Below are 22,497 nucleotides of genomic sequence, written 5' to 3'. Positions count from 1 at the left end.
GCCGTAGCCGGTCGATGGGAGAGACGGGCATGATCGGGATGGCGATAGCGCTGGCGGCGGCGCTGCAAGCGAACGCGGCGCCGGATATCCACGCAGCGCCCTGCGTGGCCGGGCGATCCGCCGATCCGGCCGGCTGGTCGGCGGCAACGCCGATCGTGGCGGCGGCGTCGGTCGGTGCGGCCCCCGCCCTACCAGTCGGTGCCTCGCGACAGGCGGCGTTACCGCCCGCCGCGCAGGTCACATATCGCGTCGCTCCGGCAAATCGCGGCAGCGTTGATAGCCGCGGCGGGTTGTTTGCGTTCACCGCGCCGGCCGCCGGTCGTTACCGCGTGGCATTGGGCAGCAGCGCGTGGATCGATGTCGTGGGCGGCGGCAAGGCGATCGACCCCGCCGCGCATGGTCATGGTCCGGCGTGTTCGGACGTGCGCAAGATGGTCGATTTCGACCTTCGACCCGGTCGCTATCTGCTCCAGATCGCCGGCAGCGACGCCGCCTCGTTGCGGCTCATGGTGTCGCAGGTGAAGTAGGGCGTGGCGGCACGTCGTCACCCTCCGACCAGCCGCCGCCCATCGCCTTGAACAACGCCGCCGTCAGCTGGCGCAATTGCGCGTCGCTGGCGGCCAGTTGCTCGCGCGCGGACAGCACGTCGGACTGGGCGTTCAACAGGCTGTCCTGTGCGATGAAGCCGGTGCGGTACTGCGCCTCCAGCGCCGACGCGCTACTCTGCGCATCCGTCACCGCGCGGGCGAGCGCCGCGTTGCGCCGCCGTTCACCGGCTATCTGGGTCAGCGGGTCCTCGACATCGCGCAACGCCTGCAACACCGTCGTGCGATAGCGCAGATACGCCTGTTCGCGATCCTCCTCGCGCGCGGTCACAGTCGCCTTGCGCCGGCCGAAATCGACCAGCGGAAACTGCACCGCGCCACTGCTCGTCAATTGCAGGCTGTCGCCCGAGAACAGGTTGCCGAGCGCGGTTGAGATGAGCTGGGCGACGCCGGTCAGGCTGAATTTCGGATAGAGGTCCGCTACCGCGACGCCGATATCGGCGGTCGACGCCGCCAGATCGCGCTCCGCCGCGCGCACGTCGGGGCGACGGCGCAACAGGTCGGATGGCAGCCCCGCCGGGATCGTCGGCACTGCCAGCGTCCGCACCGGCATCGCTGCCAGCTCGCCCATCAGCGCCGCGGGCGGCTCGCCCAGCAGGATCGCCAGCGCATGCATCCGCACGTCGATATCGGCGCGGATCGGTTCGGCCCGTGCCTCGGTCGCGGTGATCGAGCCGCGCTGGCGGGTCACGTCGATCGGCGGCACCAGCCCGACCTTGGCGACGTTGCCGGCGATCTGGAGCGCGCGGCGCTGGCGGATCAGTTCCTGGTCGATCGTCGCGGCCTGCACCTGGTCCAGCCGCAGCGCGAAATACGCCTGCGCCACTTCGGCGGCCAGCGTCACCGCCGCATCGCGCCGCGACCAGATTGCCGCCTCGGTCCGCGCGCGCGCCCCTTCCTGCTGGCGACGGACACCGCCGAACAGGTCGAGTTCCCAACTGGCGTCGAAGCCCGCCGCGAAGGTGGTGATACCGCGTCCCGGCAGGGCGATGCCCGATCCGGTGCCGACCCCAGTTCCACCACTGTTGTTGGCACCACCGGTATCGCCGCCGCTGAACGAGCGGGCGATCGTCGACAGGCCGGCGTTCTTGCTGAATTCCAGCGCGGTGGCGTTCGCCGATGCGTTGACGGTCGGCCGCCCCGCTGCCCGCGCGACGATCTCCTGCGTCCGCGCCTGCCGCACGCGCGACGCGGCGATGGCGATGTCTGGATTGTCCTTCAGCGCGCGGTCGATCAGGCCGTCCAATTGCGGATCGCCGAACGCCGTCCACCAGCGGGCGGGATCGATCGACACGCCGGGTGCTGCCGCCACCTGCGGGCCGACGAACGCCGCCGGCACGTCCATGGCGGGCGGGCGATAGTTCGGGCCGACGGTGCAGCCGGCCAGCAGCATCGCCGCCAGCGCCGGCCCCACGATCGAAGCGCGCGCACGCATCAATGCATTCCTCCAGCAGGTGCGCCACCGGTCTTGCCGGAGCGCATGAACAACACCAGCGGCGCGACCACCAGCACGACGACCATCATCGATCGGAACACGTCCAGAAAGGCCAGCATCGCCACCTGACGCTGCATCTGGCTATACAGCACCGCCATCGCCGTGCCGGCCGGATCGCTCTGTCCACCGAACGCCGCCGTCGCCTTTGCCATCCAGTCGGTATAGTTCGGGTCGAGCGGGTTGAGCGTCTGCGTCAGTTCCGACTGATGCCGCTGCAATCCGCCGGCGAGCGAGGTCTGCGCAAAGGCGATGCCCAACGTCCCGCCCAGATTGCGCGATACGTTCAACAGGCTGGATGCCTGTGCGGTCTGTGTCTGCTTCAATCCGACATAGGCGATCGCGTTGATTGGCACGAACAGGAACGGCAGCGCCATCGCCTGGAACAGCCGCGCGAACGCGGCGTCGGAGAAGGCGATATCGGCGCTCAGATGGCTCATGTTCCACAGCGCAAACGCTTGCACCAACAAGGCCGGCAACAGCAGGAAACGGACATCCACGACGCCGCTCAGCCGCCCCGCGAACGGCACCATCACCAGTGTCGCCAGACCACCAGCGGTGAGCGCGAGGCCGGCATCGAGCGAGCTGTATCCCAGCACCTGTTGCAGCATCTGCGGGATCAGCTGCGTCGTGCCGAACAGGATCATGCCGGTCACGCCCATCACGCCGATCGTCAGCGCGAAGTTGCGGTTCTTCAACAGCTTCAGATCGATCACCGGGTCCTTGTGGTTCAATTCCCAGATGACCAGCGAGATCAGCGATACCGCCGCGACGATCGACGACATGATGATGAAACCGCTGGCGAACCAGTCCTCGCGCTCGCCGCGATCGAAGGTGAGTTCGAGGAAGCCGAGGCCGAGCGCCACCAGTGCGACGCCAATATAATCGATGTGCAGGCCATCCTTGAACCGCTCATCACGGTCCTTCTTCACCTGATCCGGCTCGTCGACGAACGTCTCGACCAGAAACCAGGCGGCGATGCCGACGGGCACGTTGATCAGGAACACCCAGTGCCAGCTGGAATATTCGACGATGTATCCGCCCAGCGTCGGCCCCAGCACCGGTCCGACGACGACGACGATCGCAAAGGCGGCGAACGCCATGCCGCGCTGGGCCGGTGGAAACGTATCGGCCAGGATCGACTGTTCGACCGGCGCGAGCCCACCGCCGCCGATCCCCTGCAACACGCGCGCCAGCACCAGCGTTTGAATGTTCGGCGCCAGCCCGCACAACAGCGAGGCGAGCGTGAACAGCGCAATCGACAACAGGAAATATCGTTTCCGCCCGATCGCATCGCTCAGCCAACCAGAGATCGGGATGATGATCGCGTTGGCGACGAGGTAGCTGGTCAGCACCCAGGTCGCCTGATCGGTGGTGATCGACAGCCCGCCCGATATATGATCGAGCGCGACGTTGGCGATCGAGGTGTCGAGCACCTCCATGAAGGTCGGGATCGAGATGATCGCGACGATCAGCCAGGGGCTGTACCGCCCCGCCGCCGACCGACTGGGCGACCATTGCGGCGCGGCACCGGCGGCGGCCATGTCAGCGCACCTTCACCGTCGGCACCACCGACATGCCGGGGCCGATCGGATAGCGGCGCGGGTCGGGGCCATTCTGCGCATCGAACGCGATCCGTACCGGCACGCGCTGCACCACCTTCACGTAATTACCCGTCGCGTTCTGCGGCGGCAGCAGGGCGAACGCCTGACCGGCGCCGCGCTGGATCGAATCGACATGGCCCTTGAAATCGATGCCGGGATACGCGTCGACATGGATGTCGACCGGCTGGCCGATCTTCATCAGCGTCAGCTGCGTTTCCTTGAAATTCGCGGTCACCCACATGTGGTCGGGGACGATCGCCATCAACTGCGTACCCGGCCCGACATAGGAGCCGATATTGACCTGCCGGTTGACCACCTGGCCCGACACCGGCGCGGTCAGGCGCAGGTCGCTGATCGCGACATTGGCCTGATCGATCTGCGCACGCCGGGCGTCGATCACCGACTTCGCCGCACCGACCTGACGCCGCGCGACCGACACCTGCGCCGCGGCGGTATCGATCTGTTCGCGCGCCGCCGCCGCATCCGCCGCGGTCTGGCGCGCGGTCGCCCGTGCCTGATCGAGTTGCTGGCCCGCCACCGCATTCGGGTCGAGCCGCAACAGGGCTTCGTAGCGCGCCAGATCCTGCCGCGCCTTCACCGCCGCCGCCATCGGCACGCGCGCCTGTGCCGCCGCCTGCGTCTGCGTCGCGATCGCCGCCGTCACCTGTGCCTGCGCCTGCGCGAACTGCGCGCGGGCCTGTTGCTCGTTGGCCTGAGCCTCGGCCACCTGCGCGTCGCGGCCCGATGCCTTGATGACCGCGAGCAGGCGCCCCGCCTGGACATGGCGATTGTCGAGATCGGCGACCTGCACCAGCGTGCCCGCGACCTGCGGCGCGAGGCGGACGATATGCGTGTCGACGAACGCGTCGTCGGTCGATTCATATTGCCGCGCGTCGAGCCAGTACAGCACGCCGCCGATCACCAGCACCGCGACGACGCCGATCAGGATGATCCAGAACAGCGGCTTCTTGAAGACGGACGGCTTCTTTGCGGCCTCCGCCGAGTCGTTGTCGTCCGCGCCATCGTCGGCTGCGGTGTCTTGATTGTCGTTCTGGTCGCTCATGCCCGGCCCTGTTCCTCAGCACGCATCGAATGGAGAATGGCATCGATATTGGCGTCGATCCGCGCCTTGATGTCCGCCACGTCGGCAGCGGTCAGCGTGTCGCATTCCAGCAATCGCAGGCAGGTCGCCCGGCTCGACCGCAGCGCCATTACCTGACCCATCAGCGTGATGGTCGCGATGCGGGCGGTGCGGGCGTCGGCGCAGCCGGTGGCGATGCAGACCAGATCGGCCACCATCAACACCATCTGGCCCATCACGCCGCCATAGATGCGATCGAATGCCTCGCCCGGCTTCATCTGTTCGCGCAGGATGAACAGCGTCCAGTCGGCATTCTCGTCGCTTGCCATCTTGTCGGCGAGGCGACCGAGGAAGCGGTGAATGCCCGCGCGCGCGCCGTCCGCGTCATCGGCGGCGATGTGCTGCTCCGCCTCCAGCGGTTCCGCGATCATCGTCGCCATGCGTTCCGCGATGCGATCGGCAGCGGCAAGGTATAGTCCCTCCTTGCCGCCATAATGATAGGTGATCGACGACATGGCCGTACCCGCCGCCGCGGCGATCCCGCGCGTGCTAGCGCCCTCCAGCCCTTTCGAGCCGAATTCGCTGATCGCGATGTCGAGGAGCCGATCCTGTACCACCGGCGCCAATTAGTTCGATCGAACGAACGTCGCCAATGAATTTGCCGTCATGTTCAGTCGCTGTCGGGTCCCAGCGTCGGATCGAGGTCGCGCGGACGGGTGAAGCGCGCGAGCGTAGCGGTGCCACGTCCCGCCGCCGTCCAGCGACCGTCCAGGGTCATCTCGGCGAGCGTCGCGGTAGGATATTTGGCCTCAACCTCGTCGCGCAGCACCGCGCCGTCGTCCGGCACCAGCGTCAGCACCAGATCCTCCAGCCCCGGATTATGCCCGACGAGCAGCACGCGCGTTGCCATTTCGGGCAGTTCGTGGACGATATCGAGCAGCGTCGCGGCGGAGGCGAGGTAGATGCGGCGATCCCATTCGGGGGCCAGCGCCGCGCCGTAACCCTCGCCGATCTCCGCCAGCGTTTCGACCACGCGGACCGCCGGCGAGGCGATGACGTGATCGAAGGTGCAGGCCGATTGGCGCAGATGGCGGCCGATCAACTGCGCCGCCCGCCGCCCCTTAGGGTTCAACGGCCGATCGAAATCGCGTGCGACGGGATCGTCCCAGCCCGATTTCGCATGGCGGAGCAGGGTCAGCGTCTTCATGGACTCTCCGTCAATCGGGCAGGACTTCCTCATGCCCGATGCGCGCGTCGGAGGAAAGCCGCGCACTTACCCGCGCGACCGCTTCGTCGAGCGTGACGCGGGAGATCGGCACGCCCGGCGGGAAGGCACCCAGCAGGCGCGACGGCATGGCGGCGGACAGCAGCACGAAGGCACCACGATCGTCGGCGCGCCGGATCAGCCGACCGAACGCCTGCGCCAGACGCGCCCGCACGATGCGGTCGTCATAGGCGGAACCGCCCCCCGCCAGCTTGCGCGCGGCGTGCAACACGGTGGGTTTCGGCCATGGCACCCCCTCCAATGCCACCAGCCGCAGCGAATGGCCCGGCACGTCCACCCCGTCGCGCAGCGCATCGGTGCCGAGCAGCGAGGCGGCGGGATCGTCGCGGAAGATATCGACCAGCGTGCCAGTATCGATCGGGTCGACATGCTGCGCGTGCAGCGGCAATCCCTCGCGCGCCAACCGGTCGGCGATGCGGCCATGCACCGCGCGCAGCCGCCGGATCGCGGTGAACAACCCCAGCGTACCGCCGCCCGCCGCGACGATCAGTCGTGCATAGGCATTGGCCAGCGCCGCGACGTCGCCGCGCTTTACATCGGTGACGATCAACACCTCGGACTGCGCGGGATAATCGAACGGGCTGTCCGCCTGGAACCGCATCGGCGCACGCGCCAGATGCGGGGCGCCGCTACGCGCCTCGGCGACCTGCCAACCCTCCTCGACATCGGCGCCGCCGCCGGTCAGCGTCGCCGACGTGACGAGCGCGCCGTGCGCGGGCTTCAGCACGATCGCCGCGAACGGCCGGGTCGGATCGAGCCAGTGGCGATGCAGCCCGACATCCCATTCGCGCCCCTCCGCCCGGTCCACCGCCAGCCAGTCGACGAAATCGGGATCGACCGGGCCACCGACGCGCGCCAATAGCGACAGCCACGCCGCCACCGTCTCCGCCCGCCAGCCGAGCGAGGCGATCGCCCCCTCCACCCGCGCGCGCGCCGGTGCATCGAGCCAGTCAGGCGCCTCAGCCAGCACCGCCTCCAGCCGCCGGCCGAGCGCCACCAGCGGCCGCAGCAACGCATCAAGCGCATGGGCGGCCGGTGCCGCCGCCTCGATCAGTTCCGGCGTCGGTTCGGCCAGTTCGGTCTCCAGCCCGTATCCTGCATCGCCGGGCTGTTCGGCACGGGCATAGGCAAGGCCGCGCACCGCCGCGAGCAACGTCTCGATCGGGCCGAACGGCTGGCCCTCGCCGATCCGGCCCAGCCAGCCGTCGGACGCCAGCCCGTGCGCCGCCTGCACCGCATCGGCGATCGCCCGCGCGCCGCCCTCGTCATAGCTCGCGACATCGGACAGCCGCGCCTGCAACCCGCGCCGCCTCCCGCGCCCACCCGCTTCCGGCCCCAGCACCCAGCGGCGCAGTTCGATCGTCTCCGATCCGGTCAGCGCGGTGGCGAACATCGAATCGGCGGCGTCGAACAGGTGATGCCCCTCGTCGAAGACATACCGGGTCGGCCGCGTCGCCAGTTCGCGGCCACGCGCGGCGTTGACCATCACCAGCGCGTGGTTGGCGATGACGATGTCCGCCTCCGCCGATGCGCGCGCCGCGCGTTCGATGAAGCATTTCCGGTAATGCGGACAGCCGGCATAGACACACTCGCCGCGCCGGTCGGTCAGCGCCGCCGGCCCGTTGCGCCGGAACAGCGTCGGCAACCAGCCGGGGAGATCGCCGCCGACCATATCGCCGTCCACGCTGTACGCCGCCCAGCGCGCGACCAGATGCGCCAGCACCGCCGCCCGCCCCGCGAAGCCGCCCTGCAGCGCATCCTCCAGATTGAGCAGACACAGGTAATTCTCCCGCCCCTTGCGCGTCACCACCCGCTCGCGGCGCAGCACGGGATCGGGATAGACCCGCGCCGTCTCCGCCCCCAACTGGCGTTGCAGCGCCTTGGTATAGGTGGAAATCCACACCGCCCCGCCCGCCCGTTGCGACCACAGGCTGGCGGGCGCGAGATAACCCAGCGTCTTGCCGATCCCGGTCCCCGCTTCCGCCAGCACCAGATTGGGCGTGTCGCGCATCGCCCGTGGCGCGAAGGCGGCGGTGGCGGCGGCGGCATAGGCGCGCTGGCCCGGCCGTTCCTCGGCCGCCCCACCGGTCAGTTCCGCCAGCCGCGCCTCGGCGGCGGCGGGGTCGATCTCGACGGTGCGCGGCGCGGGGCGTGGCGGTGCCTCCTCCCATTCGGGCAGGCGCGAGAACAGCCAGCGTTCGTCGACACGCGGTTTGGTCAGGCGTGGGCCGATCACCGGCGCCCAGGGCCAGCGCATCCGGGTAAGCGATTGCGCCGACGAGAACGCACCCTCACGCTCCGCCCAGTCGCCGTCCGGCACCGCGAGCAGCGCCGCCGCCGCTTCCAGCAGGAACGACGCGACATCCTCATCCCGCTCCGGCGGCGACAGGTCCACTGCGCGCGCCAGGCCGGCCGGTGTCGGCACCGCGAACCGCGCGGGATGCAGGAACGCGAACAGTTCGAGCAGGTCCAGCCCCGACAGTTCGGCATAACCCAGCCGCTGCCCGACCAATGGCGCGTTCAGCAGGATGACCGGCGTCTCCGCCGCCACCCGGATCGCCTCGCCCCGGCCCACCGGCCGACAATCGTCGGCGGTGGCGATCCAGATACCGCCATGGCTGGCGTGGAGGGCAGGATAAGCGATCACATCCGCCATGTAGGGCGGAACGGGTCGGGAACGCTAGAGGATGCTGATGCCCTCTATCGCCAGTTCGGGCATCGTCCCGCTGCGCAGTTCCTCCGCCAGCGGCAGTCGGTCCGCCTGACGATAATGGCCATCGTCCGGTGACCAGAAGCGGTGAACGACGGCGCCCTGCACATCGACCACCCAATATTCGGGTAACGCCGCGCCGGCATACAGGTCTCGTTTGGTCGAAACGTCGTAGCGTACGGTCGAATCCGCTACTTCGATGACCAGCGTGATCGAGGCGGCCGGCATATAGCCCGTGCCTCGCGGATCGTTCGTCACCACGACATCGGGCTCGGGTGCGCTGTGTGGCGGCAGCGCCACGGTGGGTTCGCTCTGTGCGATGTAGCTCGATCCGAGTGCTTCCAGCGCGCGACGCAAACGGTACGTCAGTTCGTTCTTGATGTAGGAATGCGCACGACGCTGCGGACTCATTTCGATGACGACCCCTTCGATCAATTCGACATGGCCGCTGTCCGCCAGCACGCCGGCATCGTGCAGCGCCGTGAAATGATCGACCGTCAGCTTGAGCGGACGCGGCCCGTCAAAGGTGGTCGGCTTGTTCATGCCGCCCCTCCATAGCATTTGCGCTTCGCCACCTAAAGCGTCAGATGCGGCGCATCATGACCGACACCGATCTGCGCACCACCGCCCTGGAATCCAAGGCCTGGCCCTATGAAGAGGCCCGCAAGCTCCTGAAGCGCTATCCGAACGGGAAGCCCGCCAAGGACGGACAGCCTGCGCCGATCCTGTTCGAAACCGGTTATGGCCCGTCCGGCCTGCCGCATATCGGCACGTTCAACGAGGTGTTGCGGACGACGATGGTGCGCAATGCGTATCACGCGCTGTCCGACATGCCGACGAAGCTGATCGCGTTTTCGGATGACATGGACGGCCTGCGCAAAGTGCCGGACAATGTCCCCAACGGCGACATGCTGCGTGAGCATCTGGGCAAGCCGTTGACGCGCATCCCCGATCCGTTCGGCACGTATGACAGCTTTGCCGCGCACAACAACGCGACCTTGCGCGAATTCCTTGACCGCTACGGCTTCGATTACGACTTCGCGTCTTCCACCGAATATTACACCGCCGGCCGGTTCGACGAGGCCCTGAAAGTCGTGCTGCGCAACTTTCAGGGCATTCAGGACGTGATGCTGCCGACGCTGCGCGCCGAACGCGCCGCAACCTATTCGCCGGTGTTACCGATCAGCCCGAAGACGGGCGTGGTGGTGCAGGTGCCGGTCGAGGTGATCGATGCCGATGCCGGCACGATCGCCTTCGTGGACGAGGATGGCGAGCGGATCGTGCAGTCGGCGCTGGGTGGCCTGTCAAAGCTGCAATGGAAGGTCGACTGGGCGATGCGCTGGGTCGCGCTGGGCGTGGATTACGAGATGGCGGGCAAGGACCTGATCGATTCGGTCACGCAGTCGTCCAAGATCGCCCGCGTGCTGGGCGGCCGGCCGCCCGAGGGCTTCAATTACGAGATGTTCCTGGACGAGCAGGGCCAGAAGATATCGAAGTCGAAGGGCAACGGCCTGTCGATCGACCAGTGGCTGACCTACGGCCCAGAGGAGTCGCTGTCCTTCTTCGCCTATCGCGAGCCAAAAAAGGCCAAGCAACTGCACATGGGCGTCATCCCGCGCGCGGTGGACGAATATTGGCAATTCCGCGGCAATTACGAGGGTCAGGACCTGAAGCAAAAGCTGGGCAATCCCGTCCACCACATCCACGACGGCCAGGTGCCGGACGAGGCGTTGCCGGTAACGTTCGGGCTGTTGCTGAACCTCGTCGGGGTGATGGGCGAGGCGAGCAAGGAGCAGGTGTGGGGCTATCTGGCCAATTACGTGCCCGATGCCAGCGCCGATCGCTATCCCGCGCTCGATCGCCTGATCGGCCATGCGCTGGCCTATGCCCGCGATTTCGTGGCGCCGACGCTGCACCGCCGCGCGCCCGAAGGGGTCGAGGTCGCCGCCCTGCAACGGCTGGACAGCGAACTGGCGGCGCTGCCCGCCGATGCCCCGGCCGAGGATATCCAGAACATCGTGTATGAGATCGGTAAGACGGGTGGCTTTGCCGAACTGCGCGACTGGTTCAAGGCGCTGTACGAGACGTTGCTGGGTTCCGCGCAGGGGCCGCGGATGGGCAGCTTCATCAAGCTGTACGGCATCGCCAATTCGCGCGCACTGATCGCCGAAGCGCTCGCCAAAGCCGGCTGATGCGGGCGTTCTTCCACCCCGACCAGCTACGCCACGCGCCGGCGCTGGAGCTGCATAACGGCGGCTTCACCGACTATGCCGAGGTGCCGGCGCGCGCCGAGATGATCCTGGCCGCGATCGGCGGGGCGGAGCTGCCGGCGGATCGCGGCGAGGCGCCGATCCTGCGCGTCCACGATGCCGATTATTGCCGCTTCCTGCGCGAGGCGCCTGCCCTGTGGCGGGCGGCGGGGCGGACGGGCGAGGCGATCCCCTATGCCTTTCCGATCGTCGGCCGGCGGCCGTTGCGGCTGGACCGGATCGACGCGTTGCTGGGCCGTCATGGCTTCGACGCGACGACGCCGATCACCGCCGACACGTGGAATTCCGCCTATGCCAGCGCCCAGACCGCACTGGCCGCGACGCACGCAGTGCTGTGTGGCGAGCGGGCTGCCTTTGCGCTGTGCCGCCCGCCCGGCCATCATGCGGGGGCGGATTATTGCGGCGGGTATTGCCACCTGAACGTCGCGGCAATCGCGGCACAGGCAGCACGCGACGCCGGCCGGGCGCGGGTGGCGATCCTCGATATCGATTATCACCACGGCAACGGCACGCAGGACATCTTCTACGACCGCGCCGACGTATTCTATGCGTCGGTCCATGCGGATCCGGCGAGCGACTATCCGTTCTATTGGGGCCATGCCGACGAACGCGGCGAGGGCGAAGGCACAGGCACGACGCTGAACCTGCCGCTGCCGCAGGGCACCGATGTTGACGCCTTCCGTGCGGCGCAGGCCAAGGTGCTCGACGCGATCGCCGCCTTCGCCCCCGACTTCCTCATCGTCAGCTTCGGCGCGGATACGAGGGAGGGCGACCCGATCAGCCGTTTCCGCCTGACCACTGCCGATTACGCCCTGCTCGCCGCCGACATCGCCGCGCGCGGATGGCCGACGACGATCGTGATGGAGGGCGGCTATGCGGTCGACGCGCTGGGCGCCAATGTCGTGAGTTTCCTGTCGGGATTCTAAAGGATCGGGTCAGCGGATCACGCTGAAACGGACATTGGCGGTGAGATCGAGGATCACAATCCCATCCCAGAACGGCGCATTGCCAAGAACGCCATCGGTGCGAACGGGCCATTCGGAAAAGCTGGCGGGTGCATCAGGGTTTGTGAACACATCCACTTTCCCCAATGCGATCTCACCGAGCATGACCGGCGAAAGCGCCGGGGCGCCAGCCAGCGTGAACGGCTTTCCCCATGCCATCCCCTTGATCGATGCTGGTGCGTTATCGGTACTGGTCCGCCCGGTAATGATCTTCCACGCCGCCAGATCGACGTGAAGCGGCATCTCGCTCGATCCGGTATCGAAAACGACGGTGTCGCTGGCGAACGTGCCCGAGGTGATCGGCACGTGGAACTTTGCGTTCCGGAGCATCGCGCGGACGAAGTCCGCCTGTCGGAGCGGCGTCGGCAAGTCCGCCTCGGCGAAAAGGCAGAAGCGTTTGGCCGGATAGTCGATAACGGTCACCTTGCCGAGCAGCGCCGGCAGGCCCAGCGTTCCCCGGACGGCAGGATCTTCGTCCATGTCTGGATTGACGTAGATTTTCGGCCGGTCGAGTGCGGCCCCGGCCACGCTGAACGACCGTGCTTGAAAATTCTCGGCGCCCTTGGCTGCCCAGCCCGATTTCACGGCAAGCTGGCCATAGAGGATGGTGACGTTGGCACCGGTGTCGAGCTGCAGCGGCATGGTCTGGCCGTTCAACTGAATGGGGACGCTGATCCCGCCCCGCTCGGCACCCTTGTCGTTCGCCAACCATGTGAACGGAACGCATTGAACCTTTCCGACCAGACTAGCGGAGGCGACAGCCAACGCGGTGGTCGTCGTCGCCTGGGTCGTGATGGGGGTTGTGTTTCCGGCCGAGGGTCCGATCCCCAACGCAGCTGAAGCGAGCAGGGCAAGGGTTTCAGCGAGCATCGATCATCCTGATTCGGGTTCTGGTGTATTCCAGCAATAGACCCTGAGCTTCGTTATCCGCGGCCCGTCAAGCCAATCCCAGAAACACCGCCCCCGGCACCGCCAGCGTCTGGCCGGTCGCCGCCAGCTTGCCGTCCGCGCCGATGCGGAACACCGCCGCGCTGCCCGATCGTTCGTTGGCGACCAGCAGGCGTTGCCGGTTCTCCAGCATCAGGAAAAAGCGCGGCCAGTCGCCGCCGCTGGGGATGTGCTGGATCGGTTGCGGCATGCCGGTGCCGTCCAGCGCGAACACGGTGATGCTGTTGTGACCACGGTTCGAGACGTAGAGGCGCCGACCGGTGCGACCGATCGCGATATGGGCGGGGAAGGATGCGCCCTTATACCCGGCCGGCAACGTCGAGACGCTGGTGCGCGTCGCGAAACGGCCGTCGGGGGTGGTGGTGAGCGCGATCAACCGGCTCGACAGTTCGCACACGACATAGGCGATCGGCAGGCGCGGGTGGCGGATCAGATGGCGTGGCCCCGATCCGGGCGGCGCGCGCCAGGCCACGATCGGGGGCGCCAGCGTTCGCGCGGCTGCATCGAACCGATAGGCGAAGATCGCATCCGCGCCGAGATCGACCGAATGCAGCCAGCGCTGGTCGGGGCTGAACCCCACCCAATGCGCGTGCGGCTCCGCCTGACGATCGCGGACCGGCCCCTGCCCCTGATGCCGGAACATGGTGGGATCGGCGGGCGCGCCGGTGCGGGGGTCGAGGCGGTGGAACGCCACGCTGCCGCTGCTGTAATTGGCGACCGCGAGGCAGGTGCCGGTGCGGTCGATCGCGGCGTGACAGGGATCGGCGCCGCCGGTGCTGACGGTCGCCTGCCGCGCCCAATCGGCGCCGACCGACGACACCTGGCCGGCGGTCTGCTCTTTCACGAAATACCATGGCCCGCGCGGGGCTTTGACGCCGAACGACGCGTCGTCGATGCCCGCCACCGGCGTGCCGACCTGCCAGCGATCAGCGGCGGTGTCATAGGTGATCGGATACAGACCCTTGCCGCCCTCCCGCGCATAGGTGCCGGCGATCAGGCGGACGTCGGAATCGGCGGCGCGGAGCGGCAACGCCACGGTCGCGGCGATACCGGCAAGAGCGGTGCGGCGCGTCAGGGTTAGGGGGTTCATGCCGACTGGTCTAGCGTCCGACCGTTACCGGGTGCAACGGCATCCCCATTACCGCGCGGCGCGGTCGATCGCGTCGACCGGTGGCTGTCCGGCGCTGACCGCCGCGACCGCCTCCACCCGCTCCATCACCCGCAGCACGTTGCCGCGCGACAGCCGGGCGAGATCGGCATCGGACCAGCCCCGCCGCACCAGTTCGGCGAACAGCGCCGGATAGGCGTCCACCCCCTTCATCCCCACCGGGCCGGTGCCGTTGATCCCGTCGAAATCGCCACCCAACCCGACGTGATCGTGGCCCGCCACCCGCGCGACGTGGTCGACATGATCCGCGACGGTGGCGGCATCGACGCGCGGCTCCGGGTGTGTCGTATCCCAGGCGACCAGTGGCGCCGGCGATTTCGCGCCATACACGTCCGCCGGGACGCCGATCGAGTTGGCATAGACGGTGCGGTCGGTATCCCAGCGGCGCCACGCGGTGGACAGAAAGGCGGGATAGAAATTCACCATCACCACGCCGCCGTTCGCGGCAATGCTGCGCAGCAATTCATCGGCAATGTCGCGCGGCGCATCGGCAACCGCGCGGGCGCCGGAGTGCGAGGCGATCACCGGCGCCTTCGCCACCGCCAGCACCGCCGCCATCGTCGCATCCGACACATGGCTGACATCGACGATCATGCCGATTCGGTTCATCTCGGCCACCACCTGTCGCCCGAACGGCGACAGGCCGCCGCTGCGTGGATCGTCGGTGGAGGAATCAGCCCAGTCGAGGCTCTTGCCGTGCGTCAGCGTCATATAGCCGACGCCGAGCGCCTTGTACTGGCGCAGCACCGACAGGCGACCGTCGATCTGATGGCCGCCCTCCACCCCGATCAACGAGGCGATACGGCCATCGTCGGCGATGCGGCGGACCGATCGGGCATCGGTGGCGAGTGCCAGATCGCGGGGGTAGGCGGCGACGAGGCGACGGACGATATCAATCTGCTCCAACGTCATCTCGACCGCGCGCGGGCCGGTGACGTCGGCAGGTATCCAGACGGACCAGAATTGCCCGCCGACATGGCCACGACGCAAGCGCGCGATATCGGTCTGGAGCGGGCGGGGCAGCGCATCGGTGCCACGGCGCAGGTCGGTCGTTTCGACTTGGCCGCCCTGTGCATCGCGCAGTTCCCAGGCGAGGTCGTTATGACCATCGATCACCGGTGCGCGGGTCAGCACCCGCTCGGCGCGGATCGAGGCCGGATCGGGGGCGGGCGATGCGGCGGCGGTGGCCTGAAGCAGCAGGAGGGCGATCATGCCCTCATCATGACAGGGCGGCGGGACCAGGTCACCCCGTTCCCGCCGCTGTCATCTTGGGTCAGCCGAACGCGACGTTCGTCGCGCGGCGGCGATAACGGGTGGCGGCACCGACCAGCGCGAAACCGACCAGCATCATCGCCCAGGTCGCCGGTTCCGGCACGGCGGCAACGCCGAGCGACACGGTGTCGATACCGCCGGCGAAATCGGTGCGGAAATCGCGATAGGCGCCGGCGGTGCCGACCACGAAGCCGCTATCCAGATCCTGGTCCGGGCGAGCGTTGGCCGACTTGCTGGCGGCACCGAAGAACAGATCCACTCCACCGAACGGGCCGTCCACGACACCCGTGTTCAGATGGAACTGCGACGCATCGAACGAAAAGAAGGAATACACCGGCATCGCCAGCACATCGGCCAGCGTGTAATTGCTGGCGGCGGTCACGGCGTCGCCGACCACTGTCAGGTCGAACGCGGTCAGATCGGCATAGCCCAGCACGCCGGTCTTCGCATCGTCGAACGAGAACGAACCGTTGACGCGACTGACGTTCTGGAAGCTGAAATCGAACACGATGGTCGCGGCCTCGGCCGGCGATGCAATTACGCCCGCGGCCATCAACGTACCGGCGATCAGTGCCTTAAAGCTCATCATCAAACTTCCCCATATGACGCCTCCATTCCCGTGGAGGCCGGAACAGCGTTAATGACGGTGCCTAATGGGGTAACACTAACAGCCCGTTAATGCTGTTCGGGGTGAATTGCGTCCGTATTGGTGTATTATCCCATGCTGCTGACAATCCCAGGAAGCAGACAAGGAAAAGGCGCGACGTTGCCGCCGCGCCTTCACCGATGAACTTAATTTCCCGCGAATCGCGGACAACTATAGTTTGCTGGTCAGTTCCGGCACGATCTTGAACAGATCACCGACCAGGCCGATGTCCGCCACTTGGAATATCGGCGCGTCCTCGTCCTTGTTGATGGCGATGATCGTCTTGGAATCCTTCATCCCCGCCAGATGCTGGATCGCGCCGGAGATGCCAACCGCGACATAAATTTCGGGCGCGACGATCTTGCCGGTCTGGCCGACCTGATAATCGTTGGGGGCGTAGCCCGCATCGACCGCCGCACGGCTGGCGCCGACGCCGGCGCCCAGCTTGTCCGCCAGCGGATCGATCAGTGCGTGGAACTGATCCTCCGATCCCAGCGCACGACCACCCGACACGATGATCTTCGCACTCGTCAATTCAGGCCGGGCATTGTCGGCGATCTCCGATCCGGCGAAGGTCGACAGGCCCTTATCGCCGACCGAGGCAACCGCCTCGACCGTGCCGCTGCCACCCTCGGCCGCCGCCTTGTCAAACGCGGTGCCTCGGATCGTCAGCACCAGCTTGGCATCGCTGGTCTGCACCGTCGCGATCGCGTTGCCGGCATAGATCGGCCGCGTGAAGGTGTTGGGCGATTCGACCGACAGCACGTCGCTAATCTGCATCACGTCGAGCAACGCCGCCACGCGCGGGGCGATATTCTTGCCCGTGGTGGTCGCGGGCACGACGAACGCGTCGTGATGGCCCATCAGATCGACGACCAGCGGCGCAACGTTTTCGGCGAGCGCGTGCGCATAGGCCGCGTCGTCGGCGACATGCACCTTGCCGACTCCAGCGATCTTCGCCGCGGCATCGCCCACTGCGCCGACGCCTTCGCCGGCGACCAGCAGATGGACTTCGCCCAGTTGCGCGGCGGCGGTGATCGCCGACAGCGTGGCATCCTTGACGGACGTGCCGTCATGTTCGACCCAGACCAGCGTCTTCACTTCGCCACTCCCATCGCCTTGAGCTTCGTCACGAGTTCATCGACATCGGCCACCTTGATCCCGGCCGACCGCTTGGCCGGCTCGATTACCTTCAGCGTGGTCAGACGCGGCGCCACATCGACCCCGAAATCGGCCGCGGTCTTGGCCACCATCGGCTTCGACTTCGCCTTCATGATGTTCGGCAACGATGCATAGCGTGGCTCGTTCAGGCGCAGGTCGGTGGTCACGATGGCCGGCAGTTTCAGATCGTCGGTTTCCAGCCCGCCATCGACCTCGCGCGTTACCTTGGCGACGCCATCGGCGATCTCGACCTTGGACGCGAACGTGCCCTGTGCCCAGCCGAGCAGGCCAGCCAGCATCTGCCCGGTCTGGTTGTTGTCGTCATCGATCGCCTGCTTGCCCAGGATCACGAGTTGCGGTGCTTCCTCCTCGACGATCTTCGCCAGGATCTTGGCGACGCCGAGCGGCTCGACCTTGGTTTCGCTGGTCACGAGGATCGCGCGATCGGCGCCCATGGCGAGGGCGGTACGCAGCGTCTCCTGCGACTTCTGCTCGCCGATCGACACGACGACGATCTCGGTGACCGCGCCCTTTTCCTTCAGCCGGATCGCCTCTTCGACGGCGATCTCGTCGAACGGATTCATGCTCATCTTGACGTTCGCCAGATCGACGCCCGATCCGTCCGCCTTCACGCGGGGCTTCACATTATAGTCAAGCACACGCTTGACCGGCACCAGCACCTTCATCGCGGCCTACTCCAATCGATCGTTCTTGCACGGTTACATCGGCATTGCATTTGGCGGTTTTGCGTCGTTTTCGCAAGTCGGGTACGGAAATCCACGCCTGCCGTTACGGCATGGCGACTCCCCACCGACCCTTAACGAAGAAGGGCCCGGACGTTTCCGTCCGAGCCCCTTTCCTTGCCCACGAAGGCCGCCGATCAGGCCGCCTTCTGCACCTCGGCGACGATCTTGCGGGCGGCGTCGCCCAGATCGTTGGCGGGGACGATGGCGAGGCCGGAGTTGGCGAGAATTTCCTTGCCCTTCTCGACGTTCGTGCCTTCCAGACGCACGACCAGCGGCACCTGCAGATTCACTTCCTTCGCCGCCGCGACGATGCCGTCGGCGATGATGTCGCAGCGCATGATGCCGCCGAAGATGTTGACGAGGATGCCCTTCACCGCCGGGTCGCTCAGGATGATCTTGAAGGCCGCCGTCACCTTCTCCTTGTTGGCGCCACCGCCGACGTCGAGGAAGTTGGCGGGGAACATGCCGTTCAGCTTGATGATGTCCATCGTCGCCATCGCGAGGCCGGCGCCGTTGACCATGCAGCCGATGTCGCCGTCGAGCTTGATATAGGCCAGGTCGTACTTCGACGCTTCCAGCTCGGCCGGGTCTTCCTCGGTCTCGTCACGCAGTTCGAGCAGATCCTTGTGACGGAACAGCGCGTTGCCATCGAATGCGACCTTGGCGTCGAGGACCATCAGCTTGCCGTCATCCGTGACGGCGAGCGGGTTGATCTCGATCTGCTCGGCATCGGTACCCAGGAACGTGTCGTACAGCTTCGACGCGACGTTGGCGGCCTGCTTGGCGAGATCGCCGGTCAGTTCCAGCGCGGCGGCGACGGCGCGGCCGTGATGCGGCTGGAAGCCCGTCGCGGCGTCGATGTCGATCGAATGGATCTTCTCGGGCGTGTCGTGCGCCACGGTCTCGATGTCCATGCCACCCTCGGTCGAGGCGACCATCGACACGCGGCCGGTCGCCCGGTTGACGAGCAGCGCGAGGTAGAATTCCTTGGCGATGTCGACGCCGTCGGTCACGTACAGCCGGTTGACCTGCTTGCCCGCGTCACCCGTCTGGATGGTGACGAGCGTGTTGCCGAGCATGTCGGTCGCCGCGGCGCGAACCTCGTCCTCGGTCTTGGCGAGGCGGACGCCGCCCTTGGCCTCGGGGCTCAGTTCCTTGAACTTGCCCTTGCCGCGGCCGCCGGCATGGATCTGCGCCTTCACGACGAACAGCGGTCCGGGCAGCTTCTTGGATGCCTCCACGGCCTCCTCAACGGTCAGCGCCGCAAAGCCGGCGGGTACGGGGACGCCGAACTTGGCCAGCAATTCCTTGGCCTGATATTCGTGGATGTTCATGGAGGACGCCCTCGCTCGCTATGAGAAAACCCGTCGCCTTAAGCACAGGGGGCCGGCAGAATCCAGTGCGGGCGGGTTAAATCGCACATCGATCGATAACGCATCGCAATATCGATAGAGGGATGAACGCGGGATTGCTGGGCGCTTAACGTCGCAGCAACCATGATTCGCTATGGTCGCGACATGGAACAGCCGCACTTCGTCCCGCCCTTCGCGCCCGTCACCGATCCGTTTGCCGCCATCGACGCGCGCGGCACGACCCGATGCCGCGTCCGCACCCGCGCGCACCTGCGCGGTGATGGACAGGGGCGCTTCGACATCGACCTGATCGAAGTGTCGCCGACCGGCTTTCGGGCGGAAACCACGTTTGCCCTGTCGCCCGGAACGGCCGTGTGGCTGACGCTACCGGGACTGGCGCCGCTGGAGGCGGTGGTCATGTGGCGCGACCCGACGCGCTATGGCTGCGAGTTCAGCCGGCCGCTGGATGCAGTGGTGTTCGACCATCTGGTGGCGTTGGGCGGCGGGTGAACGTCGTGGCGTGATCGTTCTTCACACCGTCATCCCGGCGAAGGCCGGGACCCATGGTTGCGATGTTGGCAATGATGCGCGGGACAAGCGAAAGCACCGTGTCCATGGGTCCCGGCTTTCGCCGGGATGACGGACAAATAGGCAGGTCAAGGTAGGACGACGGCAAAGCCGCCGTCGGTCGGGTTCGGCCAGCCGACCCGCCGGCCAATCCAGTTTGTTCAGTCGAACAGACTGGACACACTCGTCTCATCCGCGATCCGCTTGATCGCCTCGCCCAGCAGCGGCGCGATCGGCAGGTGGCGGATGCGGCTGGTGGTGGAGATCGACTCGTGGTTGCCGATCGAATCGGTGATGACCAGTTCGCGCAGTTCCGATCCGTCGACCCGCGCCACCGCCCCGCCGGACAGCACGCCGTGCGTGACATAGGCGACGACATCCTCCGCCCCCGCCTCGCGCAGCGCCGCCGCCGCGTTGCACAGTGTGCCGGCCGAATCGACGATATCGTCGATCAGCACGCAGAAACGTCCTTCGACATCGCCGATGATGTTCATCACCTCGGATTCGCCGGCGCGCTCGCGGCGCTTGTCGACGATGGCGAGGGGGGCGTTGTTCAGCCGCTTGGCCAGTTGCCGCGCGCGCACCACGCCGCCGACGTCGGGCGACACGACCATCAGGTTCTTCGAGCTAAACCGGGCGAGGATGTCCGCCGACATCACCGGCGCGGCATAGAGATTGTCGGTCGGGATATCGAAGAATCCCTGGATCTGCCCGGCGTGCAGATCGACCGACAGCACCCGATCCGCCCCCGCCACGGTAATCAGGTTGGCGACCAGCTTGGCCGAGATCGGCGTGCGCGGACCCGGTTTCCGGTCCTGCCGCGCATAGCCCATATACGGGATCACCGCGGTGATGCGCCGCGCCGACGCGCGCTTCAGCGCGTCGATGATGATGAGCAATTCCATCAGATTGTCGTTGGCGGGGAAGCCCGTGGATTGCAGGACGAACACGTCCTCGCCACGGACATTCTCCATGATCTCGACGAAGACCTCCTCATCGGCGAACCGGCGGACCAGCGCCTCGGTCAGCGGCAGCTCGCAGTAATCGGCGATCGCCTGCGCCAGCGGCGGATTGGAATTGCCGGTGATGAGTTTCATGGTCGTCCCCTTGGATGGGCGCCCTTTACGGGGTGCGATGCCGTAACGAAAGAGCCACATAACCGGGCGTGGTGTCCCGAAGAGGTTTGCCCGCCCCGGTTGCCGGCTTTAGGGACGGGCGCATGGTCGTCACCCGTTTCGCTCCCTCGCCCACCGGCCGCCTGCATGTCGGCAACATCCGCACCGCGCTCCACAACTGGTTGTGGGCGCGCAGGAACGGCGGGCGTTTCCTGTTGCGGATCGACGACACCGATGCGGAGCGCAGCGAGGAACGATATGTCGATGCGATCCACGCCGATCTCGCCTGGCTGGGGCTGACGCCCGATGCGGAGGTGCGCCAGTCCGAACGCTTCGCACTGTACGGCGAGCGGTTCGATGCGCTGGTCGCCGCCGGCCGCATCTATCCCGCGTTTGAGACGGCGCAGGAACTCGACCTGAAGCGCAAGATCTTGCTCGGGCGCGGGTTGCCGCCGGTGTACGATCGCGCCGCCCTGTCGCTGACCGATGCCGACCGGGCGAAGCTGGAGGCGGACGGCATCCGCCCGCATTGGCGCTTCCGCCTCGACCACGACACGCCGCTGGCGTGGGACGATCTGGTGCGCGGGCCGCAGCGGTTCGAGGCCGCGACGATGAGCGACCCCGTGGTGCGCCGCGCCGATGGATCATGGCTCTATATGCTCCCCTCCGCGATCGACGATGTCGATATGGGCGTGACCCATGTCGTGCGCGGCGAGGATCACGTGTCGAACACCGCATTGCAGGTGCAGATGTTCGAGGCGATGGGCGTGACGCCCCCCGCCTTTACCCATGCCGCGTTGCTGACCGGGGCGGAGGGCAAGCTGTCGAAGCGGCTCGGCTCGCTCGGCGTCGATCATTTCCGCGAGGCGGGGATCGAGCCGGCCGCCGTCGTGTCGCTGCTGGCGCGGATCGGCACCAGCGATCCCGTCGAACCGTTCGCCGATGTTGCGCCGCTGATCGAGGGCGTCGACTTCGCCCGTTTCGGCCGTGCGCCCGCGCGCTTCGACGAGGCGGAACTGGCACAGGTCAATGCCCGCATCGTCCATCAACTGGATCACGCCGCCGTCGCCGATCGCCTGCCCGCCGGCATGGGCGAAAGCGAATGGCTGGCGGTGCGACCCAACCTGTCCCGCGTGTCGGAAGCCGCCGACTGGTGGCAGGTGATCGAGGGACCAATCACGGGGGACATCGCCGACGCCGATCGCGACTATCTGGCGCAGGCCGCCATCGAGGCCGACGCGATCGACTGGGCCGCCGACCCCTGGCACGCGCTGACCGCCCGGCTGAAGGCGACGACCGGCCGCACCGGCAAGGCACTGTTCCTGCCGCTGCGCCGGGCGCTGACCGGGCTGGATCATGGTCCCGACATGGCGACGCTGTTGCCGCTGATCGGGCGCGACCGGGCGATCACGCGCCTGTCGCCGGCGCGTTGAATCGGTTGGTGCAGAGGGAGACTTGCGCTCCGTTTGGT

20 protein-coding genes are annotated in these 22,497 nt (G+C 67.0%); 5 read left to right on the top strand and 15 right to left on the bottom strand.

Going from position 1 to position 22,497, the window contains the following annotated elements; translation table 11 throughout:
• Positions 1-29: 29 nt before the first annotated feature.
• Complete coding sequence (locus tag ASG67_RS11160; RefSeq protein ID WP_082543472.1) at positions 30-527, top strand: hypothetical protein; 498 nt, start codon at positions 30-32, stop codon at positions 525-527.
• Here the strand turns inward: ASG67_RS11160 and ASG67_RS11155 are convergent.
• Genes ASG67_RS11155 through ASG67_RS11125 form a run of 7 tightly spaced genes read right to left on the bottom strand, consistent with a single transcriptional unit; the run spans position 505 to position 9,320 of the window.
• Complete coding sequence (locus tag ASG67_RS11155) at positions 505-2,040, bottom strand: efflux transporter outer membrane subunit (protein WP_056529853.1); 1,536 nt, start codon at positions 2,038-2,040, stop codon at positions 505-507. The genes ASG67_RS11160 and ASG67_RS11155 overlap by 23 nt on opposite strands.
• Positions 2,040-3,641, bottom strand: coding sequence for a DHA2 family efflux MFS transporter permease subunit (locus tag ASG67_RS11150; RefSeq protein WP_056529850.1), 1,602 nt, complete (start codon positions 3,639-3,641; stop codon positions 2,040-2,042). The genes ASG67_RS11155 and ASG67_RS11150 overlap by 1 nt, the downstream gene beginning before the upstream one ends.
• Before the next feature lies 1 nt (position 3,642).
• Positions 3,643-4,764 (bottom strand): HlyD family secretion protein, encoded by a 1,122-nt coding sequence (locus ASG67_RS11145; protein ID WP_056529848.1) that lies wholly within the window; start codon positions 4,762-4,764, stop codon positions 3,643-3,645.
• Complete coding sequence (locus tag ASG67_RS11140) at positions 4,761-5,399, bottom strand: CerR family C-terminal domain-containing protein (protein ID WP_056530550.1); 639 nt, start codon at positions 5,397-5,399, stop codon at positions 4,761-4,763. The genes ASG67_RS11145 and ASG67_RS11140 overlap by 4 nt, the downstream gene beginning before the upstream one ends.
• 53 nt (positions 5,400-5,452) lie before the next feature.
• Positions 5,453-5,989: a SixA phosphatase family protein gene (locus ASG67_RS11135; RefSeq protein ID WP_056529846.1), complete on the bottom strand. Its 537-nt coding sequence runs from the start codon at positions 5,987-5,989 to the stop codon at positions 5,453-5,455.
• 10 nt (positions 5,990-5,999) lie between these two features.
• Positions 6,000-8,723 (bottom strand): ATP-dependent DNA helicase, encoded by a 2,724-nt coding sequence (locus ASG67_RS11130; protein WP_056529843.1) that lies wholly within the window; start codon positions 8,721-8,723, stop codon positions 6,000-6,002.
• Positions 8,724-8,747: 24 nt separating this feature from the next.
• Complete coding sequence (locus ASG67_RS11125; protein WP_056529840.1) at positions 8,748-9,320, bottom strand: Uma2 family endonuclease; 573 nt, start codon at positions 9,318-9,320, stop codon at positions 8,748-8,750.
• A 56-nt stretch (positions 9,321-9,376) separates the two neighbouring features.
• On the opposite strand from ASG67_RS11125, the gene ASG67_RS11120 reads away from it, so the two are divergent.
• Together ASG67_RS11120 and ASG67_RS11115 are read left to right on the top strand one after the other, a co-directional pair.
• Entirely contained in the window at positions 9,377-10,969 is a 1,593-nt protein-coding gene (locus tag ASG67_RS11120) for a lysine--tRNA ligase (protein WP_056530547.1), read from the top strand.
• Entirely contained in the window at positions 10,969-11,973 is a 1,005-nt protein-coding gene (locus tag ASG67_RS11115) for a histone deacetylase family protein (RefSeq protein WP_056529838.1), read from the top strand. Before ASG67_RS11120 ends, ASG67_RS11115 begins: the two co-directional genes overlap by 1 nt.
• A gap of 9 nt (positions 11,974-11,982) precedes the next feature.
• Here ASG67_RS11115 and ASG67_RS11110 read toward each other — a convergent pair whose 3' ends face one another.
• The 7 genes from ASG67_RS11110 to sucC form a co-directional block, all read right to left on the bottom strand.
• Positions 11,983-12,921 carry a hypothetical protein gene (locus ASG67_RS11110; RefSeq protein WP_056529835.1) on the bottom strand — a complete coding sequence of 313 codons (939 nt, stop codon included), beginning with the start codon at positions 12,919-12,921 and terminating at the stop codon, positions 11,983-11,985.
• A 67-nt stretch (positions 12,922-12,988) separates the two neighbouring features.
• Positions 12,989-14,089 carry a lactonase family protein gene (locus tag ASG67_RS11105; protein ID WP_056529832.1) on the bottom strand — a complete coding sequence of 367 codons (1,101 nt, stop codon included), beginning with the start codon at positions 14,087-14,089 and terminating at the stop codon, positions 12,989-12,991.
• A gap of 48 nt (positions 14,090-14,137) precedes the next feature.
• Complete coding sequence (locus ASG67_RS11100; RefSeq protein WP_056529829.1) at positions 14,138-15,379, bottom strand: dipeptidase; 1,242 nt, start codon at positions 15,377-15,379, stop codon at positions 14,138-14,140.
• Positions 15,380-15,440: 61 nt separating this feature from the next.
• Positions 15,441-16,025, bottom strand: coding sequence for a PEPxxWA-CTERM sorting domain-containing protein (locus tag ASG67_RS11095; RefSeq protein WP_156460767.1), 585 nt, complete (start codon positions 16,023-16,025; stop codon positions 15,441-15,443).
• Between the two features lie 231 nt (positions 16,026-16,256).
• Complete coding sequence (locus ASG67_RS11090) at positions 16,257-17,186, bottom strand: electron transfer flavoprotein subunit alpha/FixB family protein (RefSeq protein ID WP_056529823.1); 930 nt, start codon at positions 17,184-17,186, stop codon at positions 16,257-16,259.
• Positions 17,183-17,932 (bottom strand): electron transfer flavoprotein subunit beta/FixA family protein, encoded by a 750-nt coding sequence (locus ASG67_RS11085; protein WP_056529820.1) that lies wholly within the window; start codon positions 17,930-17,932, stop codon positions 17,183-17,185. Before ASG67_RS11085 ends, ASG67_RS11090 begins: the two co-directional genes overlap by 4 nt.
• A gap of 194 nt (positions 17,933-18,126) precedes the next feature.
• The gene (gene sucC, locus ASG67_RS11080) at positions 18,127-19,326 is read right to left on the bottom strand and encodes an ADP-forming succinate--CoA ligase subunit beta (RefSeq protein WP_056529817.1); all 1,200 of its coding nucleotides are present in this window, start codon (positions 19,324-19,326) and stop codon (positions 18,127-18,129) included.
• Between the two features lie 162 nt (positions 19,327-19,488).
• Between sucC and ASG67_RS11075 the strand changes: the two genes are divergently transcribed.
• Positions 19,489-19,854, top strand: a complete 366-nt coding sequence (locus tag ASG67_RS11075; RefSeq protein ID WP_235535165.1) for a pilus assembly protein PilZ — start codon at positions 19,489-19,491, stop codon at positions 19,852-19,854.
• A gap of 218 nt (positions 19,855-20,072) precedes the next feature.
• On the opposite strand, the gene ASG67_RS11070 is transcribed toward ASG67_RS11075, so the two are convergent.
• Entirely contained in the window at positions 20,073-21,008 is a 936-nt protein-coding gene (locus tag ASG67_RS11070; RefSeq protein ID WP_056529814.1) for a ribose-phosphate pyrophosphokinase, read from the bottom strand.
• 122 nt (positions 21,009-21,130) lie between these two features.
• On the opposite strand from ASG67_RS11070, the gene gltX reads away from it, so the two are divergent.
• Entirely contained in the window at positions 21,131-22,459 is a 1,329-nt protein-coding gene (gltX, locus tag ASG67_RS11065) for a glutamate--tRNA ligase (protein WP_056529811.1), read from the top strand.
• Positions 22,460-22,497: the final 38 nt, after the last annotated feature.

This window comes from Sphingomonas sp. Leaf339, from assembly GCF_001426195.1.
Classification (GTDB): Bacteria; Pseudomonadota; Alphaproteobacteria; order Sphingomonadales; family Sphingomonadaceae; genus Sphingomonas.
This window is presented reverse-complemented; position numbering and strand designations above follow the sequence as displayed.